The sequence below is a fragment of the Oceaniradius stylonematis genome, assembly GCF_003149475.2.
GTDB classification, from domain to species: domain Bacteria; phylum Pseudomonadota; class Alphaproteobacteria; order Rhizobiales; family Rhizobiaceae; genus Roseitalea; species Roseitalea stylonematis.
Genome location: NZ_QFWV02000008.1, coordinates 142,596 through 165,255 on the forward strand (window position 1 = coordinate 142,596; position 22,660 = coordinate 165,255).

At 64.7% G+C, this 22,660-nt stretch carries 21 protein-coding genes and 1 pseudogene; 16 read left to right on the forward strand and 6 right to left on the reverse strand.

The window, feature by feature from the left end; translation table 11 throughout:
• Positions 1–84: 84 nt before the first annotated feature.
• Positions 85–447 carry an MAPEG family protein gene (locus tag DEM25_RS13900; protein WP_109766327.1) on the reverse strand — a complete coding sequence of 121 codons (363 nt, stop codon included), beginning with the start codon at positions 445–447 and terminating at the stop codon, positions 85–87.
• Positions 448–553: 106 nt separating this feature from the next.
• Here DEM25_RS13900 and DEM25_RS13905 point away from each other — a divergent pair, with 106 nt between their 5' ends.
• Complete coding sequence (locus tag DEM25_RS13905) at positions 554–1,354, forward strand: helix-turn-helix transcriptional regulator (RefSeq protein WP_109766328.1); 801 nt, start codon at positions 554–556, stop codon at positions 1,352–1,354.
• 189 nt (positions 1,355–1,543) lie between these two features.
• Here the strand turns inward: DEM25_RS13905 and DEM25_RS13910 are convergent, their stop codons facing one another.
• A complete protein-coding gene (locus DEM25_RS13910) occupies positions 1,544–3,118 on the reverse strand; it encodes a trimethylamine methyltransferase family protein (protein ID WP_109766471.1) in 1,575 nt (524 codons plus the stop codon).
• 342 nt (positions 3,119–3,460) lie between these two features.
• Here DEM25_RS13910 and DEM25_RS13915 point away from each other — a divergent pair, with 342 nt between their 5' ends.
• Together DEM25_RS13915 and alaE are read left to right on the forward strand one after the other, a co-directional pair.
• Positions 3,461–4,162: a corrinoid protein gene (locus DEM25_RS13915; protein WP_109766329.1), complete on the forward strand. Its 702-nt coding sequence runs from the start codon at positions 3,461–3,463 to the stop codon at positions 4,160–4,162.
• A 21-nt stretch (positions 4,163–4,183) separates the two neighbouring features.
• A complete protein-coding gene (gene alaE / locus DEM25_RS13920) occupies positions 4,184–4,645 on the forward strand; it encodes an L-alanine exporter AlaE (protein ID WP_109766330.1) in 462 nt (153 codons plus the stop codon).
• A gap of 2 nt (positions 4,646–4,647) precedes the next feature.
• Here alaE and DEM25_RS13925 read toward each other — a convergent pair whose 3' ends face one another.
• Positions 4,648–5,787 carry a glycosyltransferase gene (locus tag DEM25_RS13925; protein WP_245412920.1) on the reverse strand — a complete coding sequence of 380 codons (1,140 nt, stop codon included), beginning with the start codon at positions 5,785–5,787 and terminating at the stop codon, positions 4,648–4,650.
• Positions 5,788–5,890: 103 nt separating this feature from the next.
• Between DEM25_RS13925 and DEM25_RS13930 the strand changes: the two genes are divergently transcribed.
• From DEM25_RS13930 to DEM25_RS13960, 7 genes and pseudogenes are all read left to right on the forward strand, one after another.
• Positions 5,891–6,529 carry a DUF1638 domain-containing protein gene (locus tag DEM25_RS13930; protein ID WP_109766331.1) on the forward strand — a complete coding sequence of 213 codons (639 nt, stop codon included), beginning with the start codon at positions 5,891–5,893 and terminating at the stop codon, positions 6,527–6,529.
• A 77-nt stretch (positions 6,530–6,606) separates the two neighbouring features.
• Complete coding sequence (locus DEM25_RS13935) at positions 6,607–7,263, forward strand: exopolysaccharide biosynthesis protein (protein ID WP_109766472.1); 657 nt, start codon at positions 6,607–6,609, stop codon at positions 7,261–7,263.
• Positions 7,264–8,028, forward strand: coding sequence for a formyl transferase (locus DEM25_RS13940; RefSeq protein ID WP_109766332.1), 765 nt, complete (start codon positions 7,264–7,266; stop codon positions 8,026–8,028). It abuts the gene before it with no gap.
• A gap of 96 nt (positions 8,029–8,124) precedes the next feature.
• The gene (locus DEM25_RS13945) at positions 8,125–8,436 is read left to right on the forward strand and encodes a virulence factor (protein WP_109766333.1); all 312 of its coding nucleotides are present in this window, start codon (positions 8,125–8,127) and stop codon (positions 8,434–8,436) included.
• Positions 8,437–8,457: 21 nt separating this feature from the next.
• A complete protein-coding gene (locus DEM25_RS13950) occupies positions 8,458–9,336 on the forward strand; it encodes a methylenetetrahydrofolate reductase (protein ID WP_109766334.1) in 879 nt (292 codons plus the stop codon).
• A 30-nt stretch (positions 9,337–9,366) separates the two neighbouring features.
• The gene (locus tag DEM25_RS13955; RefSeq protein WP_109766335.1) at positions 9,367–10,458 is read left to right on the forward strand and encodes a methyltetrahydrofolate cobalamin methyltransferase; all 1,092 of its coding nucleotides are present in this window, start codon (positions 9,367–9,369) and stop codon (positions 10,456–10,458) included.
• A 171-nt stretch (positions 10,459–10,629) separates the two neighbouring features.
• Positions 10,630–12,571: pseudogene (locus DEM25_RS13960) on the forward strand (ASKHA domain-containing protein).
• A gap of 6 nt (positions 12,572–12,577) precedes the next feature.
• Here the strand turns inward: DEM25_RS13960 and DEM25_RS13965 are convergent.
• The gene (locus tag DEM25_RS13965; RefSeq protein ID WP_109766336.1) at positions 12,578–13,699 is read right to left on the reverse strand and encodes a carboxylate-amine ligase; all 1,122 of its coding nucleotides are present in this window, start codon (positions 13,697–13,699) and stop codon (positions 12,578–12,580) included.
• Positions 13,700–13,864: 165 nt separating this feature from the next.
• On the opposite strand from DEM25_RS13965, the gene DEM25_RS13970 reads away from it, so the two are divergent.
• The 5 genes from DEM25_RS13970 (at position 13,865) to DEM25_RS13985 (ending at position 18,244) form a co-directional block, all read left to right on the forward strand.
• On the forward strand, positions 13,865–15,052 hold the full coding sequence (locus DEM25_RS13970; protein ID WP_109766337.1) for an MFS transporter: 1,188 nt from the start codon (positions 13,865–13,867) through the stop codon (positions 15,050–15,052).
• A gap of 277 nt (positions 15,053–15,329) precedes the next feature.
• Positions 15,330–15,491 carry a hypothetical protein gene (locus DEM25_RS17820; RefSeq protein WP_158585274.1) on the forward strand — a complete coding sequence of 54 codons (162 nt, stop codon included), beginning with the start codon at positions 15,330–15,332 and terminating at the stop codon, positions 15,489–15,491.
• A 74-nt stretch (positions 15,492–15,565) separates the two neighbouring features.
• Positions 15,566–16,282, forward strand: coding sequence for a haloacid dehalogenase type II (locus DEM25_RS13975; protein WP_109766338.1), 717 nt, complete (start codon positions 15,566–15,568; stop codon positions 16,280–16,282).
• A 96-nt stretch (positions 16,283–16,378) separates the two neighbouring features.
• The gene (locus DEM25_RS13980) at positions 16,379–17,389 is read left to right on the forward strand and encodes a GlxA family transcriptional regulator (protein WP_109766339.1); all 1,011 of its coding nucleotides are present in this window, start codon (positions 16,379–16,381) and stop codon (positions 17,387–17,389) included.
• Positions 17,390–17,416: 27 nt separating this feature from the next.
• Positions 17,417–18,244 carry an ABC transporter substrate-binding protein gene (locus DEM25_RS13985; RefSeq protein ID WP_109766340.1) on the forward strand — a complete coding sequence of 276 codons (828 nt, stop codon included), beginning with the start codon at positions 17,417–17,419 and terminating at the stop codon, positions 18,242–18,244.
• Between the two features lie 15 nt (positions 18,245–18,259).
• Here DEM25_RS13985 and DEM25_RS13990 read toward each other — a convergent pair whose 3' ends face one another.
• Both DEM25_RS13990 and DEM25_RS13995 read right to left on the reverse strand, forming a co-directional pair.
• Positions 18,260–18,925 (reverse strand): ABC transporter permease, encoded by a 666-nt coding sequence (locus tag DEM25_RS13990; protein WP_109766341.1) that lies wholly within the window; start codon positions 18,923–18,925, stop codon positions 18,260–18,262.
• Positions 18,926–18,984: 59 nt separating this feature from the next.
• The gene (locus DEM25_RS13995) at positions 18,985–19,806 is read right to left on the reverse strand and encodes a DUF1194 domain-containing protein (protein WP_109766342.1); all 822 of its coding nucleotides are present in this window, start codon (positions 19,804–19,806) and stop codon (positions 18,985–18,987) included.
• Positions 19,807–20,024: 218 nt separating this feature from the next.
• Here DEM25_RS13995 and DEM25_RS14000 point away from each other — a divergent pair, with 218 nt between their 5' ends.
• Positions 20,025–22,586, forward strand: coding sequence for a GcvT family protein (locus DEM25_RS14000; protein WP_109766343.1), 2,562 nt, complete (start codon positions 20,025–20,027; stop codon positions 22,584–22,586).
• Positions 22,587–22,660: the final 74 nt, after the last annotated feature.

Below are 22,660 nucleotides of genomic sequence, written 5' to 3' on the forward strand. Positions count from 1 at the left end.
TGTTCTCAACGTCTGAATTCGACTTACAATCGTTGCAGACGAGATACGCGCAAGATGGATTGAATCTTGCGCGCAGCCGTCGGATCAGCCTGTAATCGCCATCGCCATAACCAGTAGGCCACCCAAGCTTGCAATCCAGGCAAAGGTGCGCAGATACGGGACGCCGGTCAGATAAAGCGGGACGTAAATGATCCGTGCGCAAACGAAGATAATCGCGCCGAGCGCAGCACCGTCGGCAGCCTGCAACAGGAGAGCCAATGGAATGAACAGAATCATGGCCTCGGTTACATTGGCCAATGCGCGGTCGGCGCGGCCACAGACGAGGGATGCCTCCGGCATTTCGTCACGCGATTTCATCGCTTCCGGACTCCCTTTGAAGCGAAATGCGACTGGCAGCAGGGTTTGGACGAAGTAGAGGCCCAAGGCCATCAGAATCCAAAAGGTCATGTGTCATGCTCCACGTTGATATGTCGCGAACCTGCGCGTCGGTTGATCCCATATCAATTCCCTGCCACGGAATGGTCTGAACGGCCGGTTGTTGGTAGGCAGGTGTATGAAGAGCGGATCTGCCTCACCCCATTTCGGTGATCTCTTGCGTTCCTGGCGCGCCGATCGGCAACTCTCGCAGGCCGAACTGGCGTTATCGGTCGAGACGCCATCGCGTCACATCAGCTTCCTGGAAACAGGCAGGTCCAAGCCGTCGCGTGATATGGTATTTCGCCTTTCGGTAGCGCTGCAAATCCCATTGCGTGATCGAAACCTGTTGCTGCGCGCTGCCGGTTTGGCGGATGCCTACGCCGTGGGCGACATTGCAAGCGATGACATGTCCCCGATTCATGGAGCCGTCATCCGCCTGATGACGGCGCATGACCCCAATCCATCGTTTGCGATCGATCGGTCCTGGGACATCGTAGAGATGAACGCGTCAGCGCGGTTTTTGGTCAGCCAACTGATTGGTGGAACTGCAGCAAGCCTGAACATTCTGGATCTTGCCTTCAGCCCTGACGGACTACGGCCTCATGTTCAAAACTGGGAAGACTTCGCGCGACAAACGGTGCAGCGCATTCACCGCGAGGCTCTTGGACCGACCGATTTGAGAAATGCCTTGGACAGGATCAAGAGGCATCCAGCTCTGCCCGACAGGTGGTGGAACTTTGACGTAAGATACGCGCCCAATCCTGTCTTTCCGGTCCGCCTCAACATCGGTGGTGCGAAACTCGAACTGTTCTCGGTCATTGCCTCAATAGCGATGCCGACAAATGCGCTGGCACAGGAACTGCGCGTGGAGACTTTCTTCCCAGTCGATGAAGATTCCGAGGCTTTTTTGAAGCGGCTCGTTGACGGTAGTCAATAGGCTCCAAGGCAATGCGTCAGTGCGACGTGGTTGAATGGGCAAAGCAGACGCTTGAGCTTTCGATGGCAAGGGCGGTTTCGTCGGCATAACAGACGTCCCTCACCCCTCGCCCATCCGCCAGACCTCGTCATGGATGAGGTTGCCGACCCGTCTGCGCCCGCCTGTCTCCCTGGCTGAAGCGGGTTCGCTTCAGCCGAAGGCGTCGGGCATCGACTCTTTCTTCTGCGCGATGAAGGCCAGAAGCGCCTCGTCGATCGCCGGATCCAGATCGGGAGGCTGGTAGGAGGCCAGCCAGTCCCGGCACAGCGCGTTGGCGCGTTCCTCGACGCGCTTGCCGCCCTCGGCCAGCCATTGCTCGAACGAATTGTTGTCGGCGACGGTCGAGCGGTAAAAGGCCGTCTGGAAATTGGCCTGGGTGTGGGCGCATCCCAGATAATGGCTGCCTGGCCCCACCTCGGCGATCGCATCCATCGCCTGGCCGTTGTCGCTCAGGTCGATCCCCTGACTCATTGCCTGCATCACGCCGAGCTGATCGACGTCGATCATGAACTTCTCATAGGACGAGACGAGCCCGCCTTCGAGCCAGCCGGCCGAATGCAGCGCGAAGTTCGTGCCGGCCAGAAGCGTCATGTTGATCGTGTTGGCGCTCTCATGGGCGGCCTGCGCGTCCGGCAGCTTCGCCCCGCACAGCGAACCGCCGGTGCGGAACGGCAGGCCGGCGCGCCGCGCCAGCTGCGCCGCGCCGTAGGAGACGAGCGAGGGTTCGGGCGTGCCAAAGGTCGGCGCTCCCGATTGCATGGAGATCGAGGCCGCGAACGTGCCGAACAGCACCGGGGCGCCCGGCCGGCACAATTGGGTGAACGCAGCGCCCGCGAGCACCTCGGCCAAAACCTGCGTCAGCGTGCCCGCCACCGTGACCGGGCTCATCGCGCCGGCCAGGATGAAGGGCGAGACGATGCAGGCCTGGTTCGCCCGTGCATAGACCTTGGCGGCGCCCAGCATGGTGCCGTCGAACACCAAGGGCGAATTGGCGTTGATCAGATTGATCAGCACGCAATTGTCGTCGACGAAATCGTCGCCGAAGACCAGCTTGGCCATCGCCACCGAATCCTCGGCGCGCTCGGGCGCTGTCACCGACCCCATGAACGGTTTGTCCGAATAGCGGATATGGCTGTAGACCATGTCCAGATGGCGCTTGTTGACCGCGATGTCGACCGGTTCGCACACCGTGCCGCCCGAATGGTGGATCGACGGCGCCAGATAGGCCAGCTTCACGAAATTGCGGAAATCCTCGATCGTCGCATAGCGCCGCTCGCCTTCAAGATCGCGCACGAAGGGCGGACCGTAGACCGGCGCGAAGACGGTGGCGTCGCCGCCGATCTGCACCGACCGCGCCGGGTTGCGCGCATGCTGGGTGAAGACCGGCGGCGCCGTCTTCAGAAGCTCGCGGCACAGGCCCTTGGGGAAGTGCACGCGCTCGCCCTTGACGTCGGCGCCGGCCTGTTTCCACAGCGCCAGCGCCTCTTCGTCCTCGCGGAACTCGATGCCGGTTTCTTCGAGCACCCGGTCGGCATTGGCCTCGATCAGCGCCAGCCCCTCCTCGCCCAGCACTTCATAGACCGGAATCTTGCGGGTGATGTAGGTCAGTTGCGGGCCAGCGCCGCCGCCCGTGCGCGAAGCACGCCGCGCCGCCGCACCGCCCGATGCGCGGCGTCCGCGCCGCTCGCCGGCCGGCGCCGCCGTCTCCCCTGCGGGCTCTGCCATCTGATCCTGATCCATCTGCCCTTCCCGTCCAATGCAGCGCAGCCGTCATGCCGGCGGCCAAATCGTATGTCCGAACAGTGCCATGTCACGATACCATGTGCGTCCTCGGCTGGTTCGGCGGCGACACGCAACCGCTGTCGTACGGCTCTTGCAAACGAAACAAATAACGATATAAAGATGTTGTTATGTGTTCTATGTCGTAGGTCGGGCCGTTCGCCGCGGCCGCGATGCCGGAGGCGTTTGTCGTATTCGTTTCACCACGAGTCGCAGTCGCCTCATTTGACAATCGGCAAAAACGCGTAGCATGTCGCGAAACTGCCGGCCGGTTGGGAGACCGCACACATGTCAGACGAAGACGAGATCATCCTGTCGGAACTGTCGGACGACGAGCTTGTCCAGCAGATGCATGACGACCTTTATGACGGTCTGAAGGACGAGATCACCGAGGGCACGCAGATCCTGCTCGATCGCGGCTGGGCGCCCTATGACGTGCTCACCAAGGCTCTGGTCGAGGGTATGCGCATCGTCGGCGAGGATTTCCGCGACGGCATCCTGTTCGTGCCCGAGGTGCTGCTGTCGGCCAATGCGATGAAGGCCGGCATGGCGATCCTGCGCCCGCTGCTTGTCGAGACCGGCGCGCCCAAGCTGGGCAAGATGGTGATCGGCACCGTCAAGGGCGACATTCACGACATCGGCAAGAACCTGGTCGGCATGATGATGGAAGGCGCCGGCTTCGACGTGATCGATCTGGGCATCAACAATCCGGTCGAGAACTATCTCGAGGCGATCGAGAAGGAACAGCCCGACATTGTCGGCATGAGCGCCCTTCTGACGACGACCATGCCCTACATGAAGGTCGTCATCGACACGATGAAGGAAAAGGGCATCCGCGACGATTACGTGGTGCTGGTCGGCGGCGCGCCGCTCAACGAGGAGTTCGGCCGGGCGATCGGCGCCGACGCCTATTGCCGGGACGCCGCGGTTGCCGTCGAGACGGCCAAGATGTTCATGAAGCGCCGCCACAACCAGATGGAAAACGCCTGACCTTCGCCGGGCTTTGGCGCAGTGCTCGAGCGGCTCCGGACCATCGTTTCCCGTGATTTTCTCGCCGATACGACGGCACTCGTGGTGTTCTTCACCATTGCGGGCATCATCAACGAGCGGTTCGTCGCCGGAATGGCCTGGGATGAGGTTGCCCGTTCGCGCGCGATCGGCGCGCCGCTGATGGTGCTGACGGCGCGGCCCTACGGCATCTGGCGGGACTGGGTCATGGCACGCGCCGAAACGTCCGGCCGCATCAGCCGCTTCGCCCACGACGTCGTCGCCCTGCTGCTGTTCCAGGTGCCGATCTACGTTGCGATCATCTATGCGGGCGGCGCGACCGGTGATGCGCTCTGGCGCGGCGCCCTGGGGGCCGCCGTCTACATGCTGGTGCTTGGACGGCCCTATGGCCTGTGGCTGGACGTGGTGCGGCGATGGTTCGGTCTGAAGGGACCTGGCCAGAAGCCCATGTCGTTGGGCGGCTGAACTCAGCCGTCGCGCCAGGTCACCAGCTTGGTGACGGCGAAGTTGAACAGCGCGCTCATCACCGCGCCCGACAGGCCCGCCAGCCAGACCGGCGCACCGAACTCGAATATGCGTTCGGCGACGGCCAGATTGCCCAGCGCGCCGATCGAGCAGATGGCATAGAAGGTCGCCAGCCCGCGCCAGAACCGCAGTCCGGCGAGCTTGCGGTGGGCGAAGGTGACCTCGTTGTTGAACGCGAAGTTCGTCGTCATCGCGATATAGGTGGCGATCGTCTGCGACAGGGTGAAGTTCATCCCGGATGCCGACAGGCCGTAAAGCGATGCCATGTGGACCACAAGACCCGACGTGCCGACCAGCGCGAACAGCAGGAACTGCGCCGGCACAAGCCCGCCCGTATAGCGCGAAACGAGAAGGCCCAGAAACTGCACCGTCACCAGAAAGCCAAGCTTGCTCTCGCCGGCCACCCGTTCGCGGAACTCGAACGGCACCTCGCGTATGTCCAGCTCTGCGCCGCGGCGGCTGACAATGTCGAACAGGATCTTGAACCCCTCGCGCGACACCGTGCCCGCGACCGTGTCGGCGACGTCGCGCCGCAGCATGAAGAACCCGCTCATCGGGTCGGTCGTGTAGCTGCCGGTGATCATGTTGGCGAGCGACGTGGCAAGCTCGCTGCCCTTGGCCCGCGATTTCTTGTGGAAGCCGCCGCCGGCCCGGGTTCCGTCGACATAGCGCGAGCCGATCACCAGATCCGCCCCGTCGGCGATCTGGGCAAGCATGACCGGCAGCCGCGTCTCGTCATGCTGCATGTCCGCATCCATGACGGCAACGACCGGCGCGTTGGCCGCCATCATCCCTTCAAGGCAAGCGCCCGAAAGGCCGCGCCGTCCGACCCGGCGGATGCAGCGCACATGGGGATGCGATTTGGCAACCGCGCGGGTGACCGCCGCGGTCCCGTCCGGACTGTCGTCGTCGACGACGATGACCTCATGCGCGATCCCGCCCATCGCATCGGCGATCTTGCCGACGATGACGGGAATGTTCTCGGCTTCATTGTAGGTGGGCAGCACGACCGTCAGTTCCGGCGCCGCTGTCGGCAGGCGCGGATCGCTGTCCAGGTTCGGAGAAATCGTCTGGTGCTTCAAGCGCTGATTCTCGTTTTGCCGTGCCCGCCGGTCCTACACCGGATGACGCAAAGGCGGCAATCGGCTAGGAGATTACAGTTTCGCAATCCTATCGCGCGCCGTGATGCCAAACAGTAAACGACAACCCGCCGCCCAACCCGTCCGCGTCATCGGCTGCGGCATGATCGCGCGCGAAATCCTCGACGTGTGCCGCGCCAACGGGCTCGATCACGTCTCGCTGACCTGTCTGCCGGCCGACTTCCATCACCATCCCGAGCGCATCGCTCCTGCCGTCGATACGGCGATCCAAAGGGCGCGCAATGAGGGCTTCGAGCAGATCTTCGTCGGCTATGCCGATTGCGGCACCGGCGGCGACCTCGACCGTGTCTGCGAAAGACACGGCGTCGAGCGGATCGCCGGTCCGCATTGCTTTTCCTTCTATATCGGCAACGCCGCCTTCGCCGACGCCGATGAAGACGATTACCTGACCACCTTCTTCATGACCGACTTTCTTGCCCGCCATTTCGACACGTTCCTGATACGCCCGCTCGGTCTCGACCGGCATCCCGAATTGCGCGACATGTATTTTGCCCATTACACCCGGCTGCTCTATATCGCCCAGACGGACGACGCCGACCTGACCGAAAAGGCACGGCACGCCGCGGACCGCCTTGGCCTTGCCTTCGAGCGCCGCCTGACCGGCTATGGTGACCTCGCCCCGGCCCTGGTTGCCGCGGCATCGCCGACAGACAAAAGTCTGTAAAGAAAATCGTGTCATGATGGGGCACGAAACGGGATTGACGCCCATGGTGCCAACAACCAGCCATGACCCAACGGCCGATGTTTGATCAGACCCCCATCGCCGGCGCGGCGGTCGATACGCCGGTCCTGCCGCCATACCGGCCGCGGCCGCTGTCCGTCGTGCTGCGCGAACTGGCCGCGCGCGAACAGGGCGACGTGACGGTGCGCTGCATCCGCAACGCCCTCGCCGACCGTTCGTTCGCCACCTTCCTGGTGTTCACATGCGTGATCAACATGCTGCCCTTCCCGCCCGGCTCCACGGTCGTTCTGGGCGTGCCGATCGTCCTGGTGGCCCTTCAGATGGTCGCCGCCCGCGATACGGTCTGGCTGCCGGAGTTCTTTTTGAAGCGTTCGATGAGCCATGAGAGCTTCGGCCGGATGACCCGCCGCGTCATTCCGCTTCTCGAAAAGCTCGAAACCTGGATTCGTCCACGCCGCTGGCCCTTCTCCAGCCACCGCGCCGCCGAACGGATCGTCGGCCTTTATGCGCTGATCCTGGGCGTGGCGGTGATCATCCCGGTGCCCTTCGGCAACTGGCTGCCGGCCTTTGCCTGCGCCATTTGCGGGCTGGCGCTGTCCGAGCGCGACGGCAGATGGCTGTGGATCGGCATCATTATCGGTGCCATATCCATCCTTGTCATTTTCACGGTCGTTTTCACGGCAGGCGCTTTTGCCCTGCACTGGATGGGCGGCTAGATGCCAGCTTCCATCGCCGTCCTGACCGCCGGCGGCCAGGCGCCGGCGATGATCGTCAACGCGCTCCGCGCGCACTATCGCGACCTCATCGTTTTCAGGGAACCGCCCGAATCGCGCGGCGCGTTCCTCAAGCGCCGCGCCCGCAAACTGGGCTGGCTCCAGATCGCGGGACAATTTCCGGTCATGGTCGGCTCGCGCCTCTCAAAGAAGATACTCGACGCCCGCTTCGCCGAACTCGAAACCCGGTACGGCGTGTCGATGACGCTGCCGGATGCGCTGGACGTGCGCCCTGTTCCGTCCGGCAACGATCCCGCCTTCATTCAGGCTCTTGAAGCGGCCGCACCCGACCTCTTGTTTCTGGTCGGCGCCCGGATGCTCAAGCGGTCGACGCTCGACGCCATCGCCTGTCCGGTCGTCAACTTCCATGCCGGCATTACGCCGCACTATCGCGGTCTGAACGGCGGCTACTGGGCGCTGGCCGAGGGCCGGCCGGATCTCTACGGCGGCACCATTCACCGCGTCGATGCGGGCGTCGATACCGGAGCGGTCATCGCCCAGAAGGTTTGCGAGCCCGGGCCTTCGGACACCATATTCACGCACCAGCATGTCATCACAGCGCAATGCGCCGAACTTTGCGCGGCGGCTGTCGACGAAGCGCTGGCGGGCCGCGTGATGGATCCGCAGCCGGCAGGCCCGTCGCGGCAATACTACCATCCGACCCTTTGGGGCTGGATCGGCACGGGTCTGCGACGCGGCGTGTGGTAGGTGCGACAGCCTGTCGCTTTTGGATTTGAGCGCGTCGCCCGCAAGGAAGCCGCGCACCGTGATCTCCAACATTGTCATCGCTGAAAGGACTTCGAATTGGCTGACCGGATCATCGTCTACTGGCGCGACATTCCTGCCCAGGTGATTGTGAAGAAACGGCGCGACGCCGCGAAGCGCGAACTGCCGCTGCGTTTTACCGAGGCGATCGACATGTGCGCCATGCGCGTCGGCGCAAGGGATAGCGATGCCTATCTCGCCGAGTGGCGCAAGGGCGATCCCGAAAAGGTCAGCGACGATCTGGAGGCCGAGGCCGACAAGGCGGCCAGGACTCTTGAAGACGACTATACGCCCGAACGTCTGAAGGCCCTGATCAAGGCCGAGGGGTTCGAGACCGACAACGCCGCATAGCGGCACAACGGAACCGGTGCCATGAACCAGCCGCGCATACCCGCCTCGATCGAGGTCGCTCCCAAACAGGCCATCGAATCGGCCGACCTGCCCGGCCTGTTTCCGCCCGGCACGCGCGTCTACATCACCGATGTCGGCTCCGACCCCTCTCCCACGCTCGTCCGCGCGGCACGGCGCGTGCGCGAGCTTGGATACGAGCCGGTGCCGCATTTCGCATCGCGCCGGCTGACCACCCGCACCGCGCTCGATGAGCGCGTCAGGGCGACCGTCGCCGAAGCGGGCGTCACCGACATTCTGGTGATCGGCGGCGGCCTGGAAAGACCTGCAGGCGCCTTCACCTCGACGATGGAAGTGCTGGAGACCGGCATTTTCGACGCCAACGGCATCACCGATATCGGCATAGCCGGCCATCCCGAAGGATCGCCCGATTTCAACGAACAGGTGGCGCTGGAAGCGCTGCGCCTGAAGAAGAATTTCGGCGAGCGCACCGGCGCGCGGATGCGCATCGTCACCCAGTTCGGCTTCGATGGCGAGAGATTTGCGCGCTGGGCCAACGGCTTGCGTGACAATGGCATCGACATGCCGGTGCATCTGGGCGTCGCCGGGCCGGCCAAGGTAACAACGCTGATCAAGTTCGCCGCCATGTGCGGCGTCGGCAATTCGCTGAGCTTCTTCAAGCGCAACACGCGCTCGATCGCCACGCTGGCCACCTCCCATTCGCCCGAAAGCGTCGTCGGCCCGATCGAACGGGCCTGGCACGACAATCCCACCGGCGCCATCCGCCAGATCCACGTTTTTCCGTTCGGCGGCATCAAAAAAGCCGCAGAGTGGCTTGATCAGCGCGGCTCATGGGATATAAAGACATCTTTATATCCTCATGTTCAATCGAACGGCCACTGACAAACGTCACGCGTTGGGACTCACATCATCATGACACGCACCGTTGTCGCCTCCGCGACCAAGGAAACCATCATCGGCTTCGACCAGCCCTTTTGCGTGATCGGCGAGCGGATCAATCCGACCGGCCGCAAGGTGCTCAATGAGGAGCTGGAGCGCGACGACTTTTCGCGCGTGGAAGCCGATGCGATTGCGCAGGTGGCAGCGGGTGCAACCGTGCTCGACATCAATTCCGGCGCGGTCTTCTCCGGCAAGATGGCCGAGGACCCGCGCTACGCCGACAACAATTTCGTCGAACCGATGCTGATGCCCAAGCTCATCGAGGTCGTCCAGAACGTCACCGACTGCCCCTTGTGCATCGATTCCTCGGTGCCCGGCGCGCTGGAAAACGGTCTGAAGGCCGCCAAGGGCCGCCCGCTTCTCAATTCGGTCACCGGCGAGGAAGAGCGGCTGGAACTCGTCCTGCCGCTGGTCAAGAAATACGATGTGCCGGTCGTTGCGATCTCCAACGACGACACCGGCATTTCCGAGGATCCGGACGTGCGCTTCGCCGTTGCCAAGAAAATCGTCGAGCGCGCCGCCGATTACGGCATTCCTGCCCACGACATCGTCGTCGACCCGCTCGTCATGCCGATCGGCGCCATGGCGACCGCCGGCCATCAGGTGTTCACGCTGGTGCGCCGCCTGCGCGAGGAACTGGGCGTCAACACCACCTGCGGCGCGTCCAACATCTCGTTCGGTCTTCCCAACCGGCACGGCATCAACAACGCGTTCCTGCCCATGGCGTTCGCCGCCGGCATGACCAGCGCGATCATGAACCCCGTCGCGCTGCCGGTCGGCCCGACGAAAATCGCCGAAAAGCGGGCCGAAGTCGAAGCCGCCGGCATCGTTCTGCCGCCGGACATGGACGACGAGACCTTTGTCCGGCTGTTCGGCCTCGGCTCGACCAAGCCCCGCCCGGGCAAGGAGATGGAGGCCATCCGCGCCGCCAACTTCCTGCTCAATCACGATGATGGCGGCGGCGACTGGATCAAGTTCAACAAGCCCGCCTCCGCCTCGGCGGCCAACACCAATGCCCGCGCCGGCGGCCGTCGTGGTGGCCGCGCCGCACGTGCGCGGGGGTGAACCCGGTTCTTCCCTCCCCCTTGAGGGGGGAGGGATGTGAGCACATCGGGGTTAGGAAAAACTCGGAAGCCAGCACCCTCATCCTGAGGTGCGAGCGCAGCGAGCCTCGAAGGGCGAGGGTGCGATACAGGGAACTAACACGTGACCACCCAAGACCCCCTCGTCCTGTTCATGCCCTCCGGCCGCCGCGGGCGCTTTCCCAAGGGAACGCCGGTGCTCGACGCCGCGCGTGACCTCGGCGTCTATGTGGAATCGGTCTGTGGCGGGCGTGGCATTTGCGGGCGCTGCCAGGTGGAAGTGGCCGAAGGGCGGTTCGCCAAGCACGGCATCACATCGTCAAGCGATCACATCTCCGCCTTCGGCGCCAAGGAACAGCGCTATGCCGAAAAGCGCGACCTGAAGGACGGCCGGCGCCTGTCCTGCTCGGCGACCGTTCAGGGCGATCTTGTCATCGACGTGCCCGCCGATGCGCAGGTCAACACGCAGATCGTCCGCAAGGCTGCCGACACCAAGGTCTTCCCGCGCAATCCCGCGCTCCAGCTCTGTTATGTCGAGGTCGAAGAACCCGACATGCACAAGCCGCTGGGCGATCTCGACCGGCTGTTCGCCGCGCTGCGCGACCAATGGGGCTTTGACGCCCTCAACGCCGACCCGCATTTGCTACCGCAGGTGCAATCGATCCTGCGCAAGGGCCAGTGGCAGGTCACCGCCGCCGTCCACCAGCCCGAAACGGACGGCCCGGCTACCCTCGTGGCCGTCTATCCCGGGTTGAAGAACGAAGCCTACGGCATTGCCTGCGACATCGGCTCGACGACCATCGCACTGCATCTGGTCTCGCTGCTCTCGGGGCTGACGATTGCCTCATCGGGAACGTCAAACCCGCAGATCCGCTTCGGCGAGGACCTGATGAGCCGCGTCTCCTACGTGATGATGAACCCGGACGGCCGTGAAGCGATGACCAAGGCCGTGCGCGACGCGGTCAACGAACTGGTCGCCGAAACGGTCGAGACATCGGGAATCGACCGGGCCGACATTCTCGATGCGGTGTTCGTCGGCAATCCGATCATGCATCATCTGTTCCTCGGCATCGATCCGACCGAACTGGGCGGTGCGCCCTTCGCGCTGGCCGTTTCCGATGCGGTCGCGATGCCGGCCCGCGCCAACGGGCTCGATCTGGGCGAAGGCGCCCGGCTCTACATGCTGCCCTGCATCGCCGGCCATGTCGGCGCCGACGCTGCCGCGGCCACCCTCTCGGAAGGTCCGCATCGCTCCGACGACATCATGCTGCTGGTCGATGTCGGCACCAATGCCGAGATCGTGCTCGGCAACAAGGACCACACGGTCGCCGCCTCCTCCCCCACCGGCCCTGCGTTCGAGGGCGCGGAGATCTCGTCCGGCCAGCGCGCCGCGCCCGGCGCCATCGAGCGCGTCCGCATCGATCCGGTGACCTTCGAGCCGCGCTTCCGCGTCATCGGCGTCGATGTCTGGTCCGACGAGCCCGGCTTTGCCGACGCCGCCGAAACCTCCGGCGTCACCGGCATTTGCGGCTCGGGCATCATCGAGGTCGTCGCCGAGATGTTCCTTGCGGGCATCATCTCCGAGGATGGCGTCATCGACGGCACGCTGGCGCCCAAATCGCCGCGCATCATCGCCGACGGCCGCACCTTCTCCTACGTGCTGCACGAGGGCGCGCAGACGATCACCGTGACCCAGAACGACATTCGCGCCATCCAGCTCGCCAAGGCGGCGCTTTATGCCGGCATCAAGCTTCTGATGGACAGGATGGGGCTGACCACCATCGACCGGATCCGCTTTGCCGGCGCGTTCGGCACTTTCATCGACCCGAAATATGCGATGGTGCTCGGCCTGATCCCCGATTGCGATCTCGAAAACGTCAAGGCGGTCGGCAACGCGGCGGGCACCGGCGCGCGCANCGCTGGAGGCGAAGTTCCAGGACCATTTCGTCGCCGCCATGGCCCTGCCCAACAAGCAAGATGCGTTTCCGCGCCTGTCCCAGGCCGTCAAGCTGCCGGCGAAAAAGCCGCAGGCGGCCAATGACGAGCCGGGCGGCAACACGCCGCGCCGCCGCGGCGGCCGACGCCGGCGGGGGTGATGGCCTTCACAAGTCCGCGTGGAATTCCTCGATCAGATGCGTGACGACGGCGCGGGTGATCGCGTCGGGATCGTCGGACCGGGCCTGTTCACGCGCGGCACGCTGGCGCGAGGCGCTGGTGCCGGTCAGCATGATGTCGCGCAACACGTCCATCTGCCGCATCGTGCCGAGCACGGCCAGGTCCGGCGTGACCAGGTCGATCAGCTCGTCGAGCAATTGTGCGCAGGGCACAACCTCGCCCTTGCCATAGTCGATCAGCCCTTCGGTGATGCCGTAACGCTGCGCCCGCCAGCGGTTTTCGCTGATCAGGAACCGGTCATAGACCCGCCAGCGCATGTTCTGCTGGCGCAGCCGCCAAAGCATGCGCGTGATCGCCTGCACGAGCGCTGCGATCGCGATCGTGTGGTCAAGCCTTGGCGACATGTCGCAAATGCGCGTTTCCAACGTGGGAAAACGGCATGAGGGCCGCAGATCCCACCAGACCTTCGATGTGTCCTCGATCAGGCCCGCCTTGATCAGAACGCCGGTGGTGCGCTCATATTCGCCGAAACTGCCGAAATGCGGCGGCAGGCCGGTGCGCGGCAGATTGTCGAAGACCCCGAGCCGGTAGGAGGCAAGGCCCGTATCCTGCCCCTGCCAGAAGGGCGACGAGGTCGACAGCGCAAGAAGGTGCGGCAGGAAATAGCAAAGCTGCGCCATCAGATCGACGCGCAGCGCATCGTCGTCGATGCCCACATGCACATGCATGCCGCAGATCAGCAGCCGGCGGGCCATCGCCGCCATCTCGACGCGCAGATCGTTGTAGCGCTCCTTGTCCGTGTGGTGCTGCTTGTTCCACTCCGCAGAGGGATGGCAGGAGACCGCAATCGGCACCCGATTGAACTCGGCCGCCCGCCGCGCCACCGTGCTGCGCAGGCGGCGCAGGTCGTCGCGCGCCTCGCCGGCGGTCCCGCAGACACGCGTGCCCACTTCCACCTGGCACTGAAGATATTCCGGGCTGACCTGCTTTTGCAGGTCCTTCTGGAGCACGTCCATCAGCGCATCGGGCGCTTCGGCCAGTGTCAGCGTATCCGCATCGACCAGCAGATACTCTTCCTCGATCCCGATGGTGAAGCTCGGCGTGTTCAACAGCTATGACGTCCCTCTCCGCGCCCCGCACCATAACCAAGCCTTGGCCCGATGCAAAAGCCGATAAATGCGGCAGACCTTTACCGCCACGGCCAACGCGCCATGGATCAAATGGTTCAGAAAAATTCGTTTCGCCGATTGGGTTTCAGCGGCTAGGGCAGGCCGATGCGCCGACTGTTCTCATCGCCCCTGTTTCTGGTTCTCGCGCTCTGGCTGGCCGGCCTTGGCTGCGCGGCCCAGTTCGCCAAGATGGCCGTGATCCTGCCCGCGCTTCAGGACCATTATGGCGAGACCGGCGTGGCCTCGGGCTTTCTGGTCTCGCTGATCGCGCTGATGGGAATCGTGCTGGGGCTCGTCGCCGGTGTCCTTGCCATCCGCATCGGGCTGCGGCGGCTGCTCCTGACCGGGATCGTGCTCGGCGCTGTCGTTTCCTTCATCCAGGCCACTATGCCGCCCTTTTCATGGATGCTGGCGATCCGGTTCGTGGAGGGCCTGTCGCACCTCGCCATCGTCGTCGCCACGCCGACATTGATCGCGCAGATCACGCCGGCCCGGCATCAGGGCGCGGCACTGACGTTGTGGGGCACGTTCTTCGGTGTCGCATTCGCAGCCGCCGCGCTCATCGCGCCCGCCCTTGTGAGCGCCGGCGGTCCGGGTGCGGTCTTTTTGGCGCACGGCGTCTATATGGCCGTCTTCGCCGTGCTGCTGGCCCTCGTGCTGCCGCGCCCTGCCCCGCTCGCCGTGGCCGCGCCGCCGCTCGGCCCGCGCCAACTCATTGCCCGTCACATCGACATCTACACATCGCCGACGATCGGCGCGCCGGCGATCGGCTGGGTGTTCTACACACTGACCTTTGTGGCCCTGCTCGCCGTTCTGCCGCCATTCATCGATGCTGAGCAGCGCGTCCTTGCGACGGCGCTGATGCCGCTTGCCAGCATCGTCTCCTCGATGACGCTGGGCGTCTTCCTGCTGCGTTTCGTGCCGGCCACCACCGTGGTTCAGATCGGCTTCGTGGCGGCGGCGGTCTTCGGCGCGCTTTTCGCTGTTGCCGGGCCGGCGGCATGGCTGGCGGTGGCGCTGTTTGCCTGCCTGGGCCTCGTGCAGGGCGCCAGCTTCGCCGCTGTGCCGCAACTCAACGCCGGCACGGCCGACCGGGCGCTGGCCAATGGCGGGCTGGCCCAGACCGGCAATCTGGGCAACACGACCGGAACGCCGCTTCTGATCGCCATCATCGCCGTCACCGGATTTGCCGGCGTGCCCTGGTTCCTGCTTGGCTGCTATCTGATCGCCATCGGCGCCAATGCCGCATTGGCACGGCGCCGGCGCCAGGCAGGTTCAGGGGCTGTTTCTTAACGCCCTGTTTACCCTTGCCGAACGGCGGCGTTCGGGTGGCGCAAAATTCATATCCGACTTCGCATTTGTCATCGCAATTCCGTCACACAAGGCCCATATGCGGGCCATGAGCCGCCCCAACGGGGACGTCGATATCGGGTCGGACCCAACCGCCCGACAAGCGTCCTGATAATAGCCGGCGGGTTCCTGCCAAACGACGGGTCCAAACCGTCGTCGGAACCGTCCGGTCGCGCCAAGGCTGCTCCGTGTGAAATGGCAAACCGCATGGAGTGATGAAATGTCCATTTTTGCGAAATTCTTCCGCGTCGGCACCCTGACCGCCTACGCTCCCACCAACGGCGCAAACCTGACCACCGCGTTCGAACGCAATCGCCTGGGCCGCACCATGCCCGGCGAGACCGCTGCGCGCGCCGGCTCGCGCTACGGCCTGTTCGTCTGACGGGACCATGATCGCCGCTCACAGCCGGTCGCGTCGGGCTTGACGCGGCCGGCTTCCGCATGCCTTGACACATCATGATCAGGGCTGCGCTTTTCGATGTCTACGGCACCTGTGTGGACTGGCATACCGGCATGCGAACCGCTGCCGAACGCATGCTCGCCGAAAAGGGCCTCGATACCGGCGCGGGACGCGCCATCGCCGAAGGCTGGCGGCGGCGCTATCAGCCATCGATGGACCGCGTCCGCTCCGGGCGCGACCCCTACCGCCCGCTCGACGCGATCCAGATCGAAACACTCGACGACGTGCTGGACGAGATGAACCTGTCGCATCATGTCGATGCCGGCGACCGCGCCGCCCTCAACGCGGCATGGGATGCCCTGCCCGCATGGCCGGACACAGCGGAAAGCCTGCGAAGACTGGCAAGCGTGATGCCGGTTGCCGCCTGCTCGAACGGATCACGGGCGATGATGGCGCGCCTTGCCGATCATGCCGGCCTGACATGGACGACGATTGCGGGCGCCGAACTGGCGCGGACCTTCAAGCCCGAACCGGCCGTCTATCTCAAATCCTGCGCGGCGCTGGGGACAAGCCCGGCCGAAACGGTGATGGTGGCCTGCCATGACGACGATCTGGACGCGGCCGCCGCGTGCGGGCTCGCCACCGCCTTTGTGCCGCGTCCGGCCGAGTGGGGCGCTGACGCCTCGCCCGAGCCGGTCGATACCGGCCGATTCACCTTCCACGCCGATACGCTCTGCGCGCTGGTGGACCGCATCGCGCGCGCTTCGGCGTGAAAAAACGTTGCGCGGCGCGCCGGTGGCTGATTGTGTGTCGGCCAGATGACATTGTCCACGTACGCCCTGCGCGTGCGGCCTGATGGGAGCCGGGTCATGGACGAAAGCAAGCCGGGCACACGGGCGCCGACGCGCACCATCGTGTTCTTCCTCGTGCCGGAATTCACGATGATCGCCTTCACGTCGGCCGTCGAGGCATTGCGCTCGGCCAACCGCATGCTGGGCTATGACGCCTATGTGTGGCGACTGGCGAGCGAGACAGGCGAACCGGTCACCGCTTCGAACGGCGTCCAGGTGTCCGTGCACGCCGCCATCGAGGACGAGCGGCGCATGATCTCCAAACCCGACCGGGCGTCGCTGTTCCTGGTTTGCGGCGGCGTCAATGTGGAAAGCCACACCACCAAGGCGGCGACGGGCATCGTGCGCGAGATGCATGCGCGAGGCATCGGCGTCGGCGGCCTTTGCACCGGCGCCCACGTGATCGCGTCCGCCGGGCTGCTCAGCGGGCGCCGCTGCGCCATTCACTGGGAGAACCTTCCGGGTTTTTCGGAAAAATTCCCCAAGGCCGAGGTCTATGCCGACCTGTTCGAGGTCGACGGCAACATCTACACCTGCGCCGGAGGCACCGCCGCTCTGGACATGATGCTGTCGCTGATCGCCGAGGATTTCGACGACGATCTGGTCAACCGCGTCTGCGAACAGATGCTGACCGACCGCGTGCGCGCGGCAACCGATCGCCAGCGCCTGCCGCTGCGCGCCCGGCTCGGCGTGCAGAACGCGCGCGTCCTGTCCATCATCGAACTGATGGAAGCCAATCTCTCCGAGCCGCTGTCGCTTCTGGAGATCGCCGACCATGTCGGCCTGTCGCGCCGGCAGATCGAACGGCTTTTCCGGCAGGAGATGGGCCGTTCGCCCGCGCGCTATTATCTGGAAATACGGCTCGATCGCGCCCGCCATCTCCTGGTCCAGTCGACAATGCCCGTCGTCGAGGTGGCGATTGCCTGCGGTTTCGTCTCCGCGTCGCATTTCTCAAAGTGCTATCGCGAACTTTATGCCAAGTCGCCGCAACAGGAACGGGCCGAGCGCAAGCAACTGCTCGTCGCCTGATCCACGGTCCCGACCCCCGGAGCGATGATGTCCGCATATCTGCGTTTCGCCGCCGTCCTTCTTCTGGCGCTGTTCGCCATCGCCCCCGCCAACGCGGCGGAGAAGCGTTTCCTTCTGGCCACCACCACTTCGACCGAGAATTCCGGCCTTCTGGATGCGATCATCCCGCAATTTGCAGCCGAAACGGGCATTGCCATCGATGTCGTCGCGGTCGGCACCGGGCAGGCGCTTGAGATGGGCCGGCGCGGCGATGCCGCCGCCATCCTGGTTCACGACCGGATCGGCGAGGACACGTTCGTCGCCGCCGGTCACGGCTCCGACCGCCGCGACGTCATGTACAATGATTTCGTCATCATCGGCCCTCGGGACGACCCCGCCGATCTGGCCGGAGCGTCGGACACGGCGCAGGCCATGACGAGGATTGCCGACAGCGGCGCGGTGTTCGTCTCCCGCGGCGACGACAGCGGCACCCACCGCAAGGAACTGCGCCTGTGGGCCGAGGCGGCGCTCGATCCGGCCACGTTCGGCGCCTGGTATCGCGAGGCGGGTGCCGGCATGGGCCAGACCATCCTGACGACCACGCAGATGGGCGGCTACACCATGACCGACCGGGCGACCTGGGTGAAGTTCGGCCGCAAGGACGGTCATGTGATCGTCTTCGAGGAAGACCCGCCCCTGTTCAATCCCTATGCCTCGATCGTCGTTACCAACGAAGCGGTTCCCGCCGACGAAACCAGATGGGCCACCCGATGGCACGAATGGCTGACCAGCGAGACCGGCCGCGATGCGATCCGGGCCTACACCGTCGATGGCCAGCAGCTCTTCTTCATCGCCGGCGACGAAGAGGCGGGCTGACCGCTTCGCCCGGGTTCATGCGGTATTGGTCCGCTGCCCGCGCTCGCGTGTCACCCACCATGTCAGGACCGTGACAAGAAACGAAATCGCAACCAAAATCACGCCCAGCGCCACGGCGACGTTGAAATTGCCCTGCCGGGTTTCGAGCGTGATCGCCGTCGTCATCACGCGGGTCGATCCGCGAATGTTGCCGCCGACGATCATCACCGCGCCCACTTCCGAGATCGCCCGGCCGAACGCCACCAGAAAGGCGGTGACCAGCCCGGCCCGCGCCATGCGCATCAGTTCGGTCACCTGACGCCAGCGCGCCCTGATGTCGAGGCGGATCTGGTCGCCATGCTCGGCCCATTGGCCGGCGCATGCCCGGTGCGAGAACACCGTGATCACCGGCAGCGTGATGATGACCTGGGCGATGACGATGGCCGTCGGGGTGAACAGGATGTCGAGCCAGCCCAGCGGGCCCGATCGCGACAGCAGGATGTAGACGATCAGGCCGACCACCACCGTCGGGACCGCCAGAAGCGCCGAGAAGATGGCCAGCCAGATGCGCCGTGCCCGCCCGCGCAGCGTGCATATCCAGCCGCCCAGCGGCGCGCCGATCGCCATGCCGATCAGCGACGCGGTCAGGCTGACCTGAACCGACAAGACGACAATGCCGAAGATTTCGCGCCCGTCTCCCATACCGGCACGCTTAACGGGAATCGTCGGCGGTGCAAATGCACTTGGCAGGCTCAGAGGCCCTACCGCAGTTCCCTGATCCCGCGCAGCCGTTCGCCGATCGTGCAGTCGACCGGGCCGTCATTGACCAGATGGACCGGCATTGCCCGGACGACGGCCTTGTCGTCGGGCGGCGTCTTGCCCGCCAGTTCGAGCACGATCTTGCGGCGCACCGCCTCGGCAAATTCGTCCCAGTCCCGGACCGGCAGCAGGAACGCGCCCGGCCCGCCGATCACGCAGTCGCGGTAGTAGACGTCGAGACCCGAAATGTTGAAACCCAGCCCGCCCATCCAGGGCTCGGCCATGATCGGCAGGCCGTTGATGACGATGCCGCGATCGACCGCCTCGTCGCGCGCCAGATCGACCCGTCCGCCCTGATTGTTCGGGCCGTCGCCGGAAATATCGATGACACGGCGCAGGCCTTCGAACGCATTCTCCTCGATGGCGGCGATGCCGTAGAGGATCGCGCCGGTAATCGACGTGTTGCGCATGTTGGCGATCGGCGCCTGTTCGAGACGGTCGGCGAACGCGTTGGCGCCCTGCGCATCGCTGATCACCGTCCAGGGCACGATGACGCGTTGAAGGTCGACGCGCGCCCATTCCACATAGGTAACCGCCACTTCCCCGATCAGCCCGCCGGCGATCGCATCGTGGACCGCCTTGGTCCGGAACGCTTCGGCATAGCCGCGCCGCTGAAGCGCCAGTTCGTGATCGCGCATCGAACCGGAGACATCGACGGCGAGCACCAGCTCGACATCGACCTGACGATCCTGCGCCCAAACCTGACCGGCCGCCGGAACCAGCAGCATCGCCAGAGCGACGAATCGCGACAGGAACGCTTTCATGGACCCATGATACGTCATCGCCATCATTGAAGAAGCCAATCGCGGTAACGATATGGCGAGGCGCTTTCGCCGCCACGGGGCTTGACGGCTTTTTGGCCGCGCGCCCGACATCTCTCCGTCGCAGGCAGGACAGGGCGTTGACGCGGCATTTCCGATAAGGCTGGAATGAAGCGGTCCGGCCATGAGCCCGGATGCAAACGATGCGCGGAGACCGAGCCATGGCAGCCTTTCCCGAACAGGCCAAAATCGTCATCATCGGTATTGGCGGCATTGTCGGCGCCTCGGTCGCCCACCATCTGATCGAACGCGGCTGGGACGGCATCGTCGGCATCGACAAATCGGCCGTGCCCACCGATATCGGCTCGACGTCGCACGCCTCGGACTTCTGCTATGCGACCAGCCACGACCAGCTCTCCTGCTGGACGACGGCCTATTCGATCGATTTCTACGAGAAGATGGGCCGCTACGCGCGCGTCGGCGGGCTCGAAGTGGCGCGGGTCGGCGACGACGAACGCATGGCCGAGCTCAAGCGCAAGGTCGCCTCGGGCAAGGCGTTCGGCACCCGCGCGACGATGATCTCGGCCGCCGAGGCCAAGGCGAAATTCCCGCTTCTCGAAGAGGAGATGATCCAGGGCGCGCTTTGGGACCCCGATGCGGGTCTCGTCACGCCACGCAGCCAGGTCGTTACCGGCGAACTCGTCGAGAACGCCGAAAAGAGCGGCAAGCTGACGACGTTCGCCAACCTGCCGGCCACCGATCTGGTTATCGAGGACGGCCGCATTGCCGGCGTCGTCACGCGCCGCGGCACGATCAGGGCAAACCATGTGATCGTCTGCGCCGGTCTCTGGGGCCGGCTGATCGCCGAAATGGCGGGCGAGGACCTGCCGGTGATGCCCATCGACCACCCGCTCCTGTGGTTCGGGCCTTACGACGAGTTCGCCGGCACCGGCAAGGAGATCGGCTGGCCGCTGCTGCGCGACCAGGGCAATTCGGCCTATATGCGCGACACGGGCGATCCCAAGTCGACCGAGGGCGGGATGATCGAATGGGGATATTACGAGGAAACCGAGCCGCGCCTGGTCCATCCGCGCGACATCCTTGAGAAGGAACAGGCGCGCCTGTCCCCCTCCCAGCGCGATCTGGAGATGGAGCAGGTCATCGAGCCGCTCGAAAAGGCGATGGAGCTGACCCCGATCCTCGCCAAGCTCGGCTATGAGGAAAAGCGCTCCTTCAACGGGCTTTTGCAGGTGACGACCGATGGCGGCGCGTCGCTGGGCGAAAGCCAGAAGGTGCGCGGCCTATGGTACGCCGTCGCCATTTGGGTCAAGGACGGCCCCGGTGTCGGCAAGCTGATCGCCGACTGGATGACCGACGGCCGCACACCGATCGACATCCACGCCGCAGATTATGCCCGCTTCTATCCGCACCAGACCGAAGAAGGCTTCATCCGCGACCGCTGCACCGAAACCGCGATGAAGGTCTACAATCCGGCCGTCCACCCGCGCGAACCCTTCTCCAAGGGCCGCAACATCCGGCGCTCGCCTTTTTACGAGCGCGAAGTGGAACTGGGCGGCCATTTCATGGAACTGGGCGGCTGGGAGCGCGCCCATGGCTATGCGGCCAACGAGCATCTGCTCGACAAATGGGGCGACAGGGTTCCGGTCCGCCAAGACGAATGGGACAACCGCCACTTCTGGCGCGTCTCCAATGCCGAGCATCTCGAGATGAGCGACAATGTCGGCATGGTGAACCTGTCGCATTTCGCCATCTACGATGTCGAAGGACCCGGCCATGTGGACCTGATGGAATGGCTGTGCGTCGCCAAGATCGGCGGCGAGAACATGGTCGGCAAGGGCATCTACACCCATTTCCTCGAAGACGATGGCGGCGTGCGCGCGGACCTGACCGTCATCCGCATGCAAGACCGCTGCCGTGTCATCGACGGCGCCGATGCCGGCCCGCGCGATTTCAACTTCATGAAACGTGTCGCCGCCGACATGGGGTTCGATGTCGCCATCACCGATGTGACCGAGGACTTCACCACCATCGGCCTTTGGGGGCCGAACGCGCGCGCCACGCTGCAGAAGCTGGTCGCCGACCCGGACACGCTGGAGCACGAGAACTTCCCGTTCGCCACGCTCAGGCAGATCGAGATCGCCGGCAAGGCGGTGACGGCCTTCCGCATCTCTTATGTCGGCGAGCAGGGCTGGGAACTGCACATGCGCTACGAGGACGGGCTGGCCGTCTGGGACGCGATCCGCGACCTGGGCGTCATGGCGTTCGGCGTCGAGACCTATGCAAACTCGCGGCGCATGGAAAAGAGCCTGCGCCTTCAGAACGCCGACCTTCTGACCGAATACAATCTGCTCGAAGCCGATCTTGCCCGCCCGAAGGTCAAACAGGCCGATTTCCGCGGCAAGGCCGCCTATCTCGAGCAGCGCGCCCGCAACCACCAGCCGGCGACGCTGTGCACGCTGGTCATGACCGACAATGTGGATTCGCACGGCGTCGCCCGCTATCCGGTCGGCATCTGCCCGGTGATGGATGAGGCCACCGGCGAAGTACTCATCGACGAGCTGGGGCGGCGATCCTTCACGACCTCGATCGCCTATGGCCCCTCGATCGGCAAGAACATCGCGCTGGCCTACCTGCCGCACGACCGCGCCAAGAAGGGCAACGGGCTGATGATCGAATATTTCGGCGAGCGGTTTCCCGTCGAGGTTGCCGGCATCGGCTATGCGCCGCTCTACGACCCCGAGAACCTCAAACCGCGCTCGTGACGCAACGGAACGGCCGTAACCTTAACGACAATTGAACGGCCGGCATTAACCTGCCGGGCAGGCCGGCACGCTAT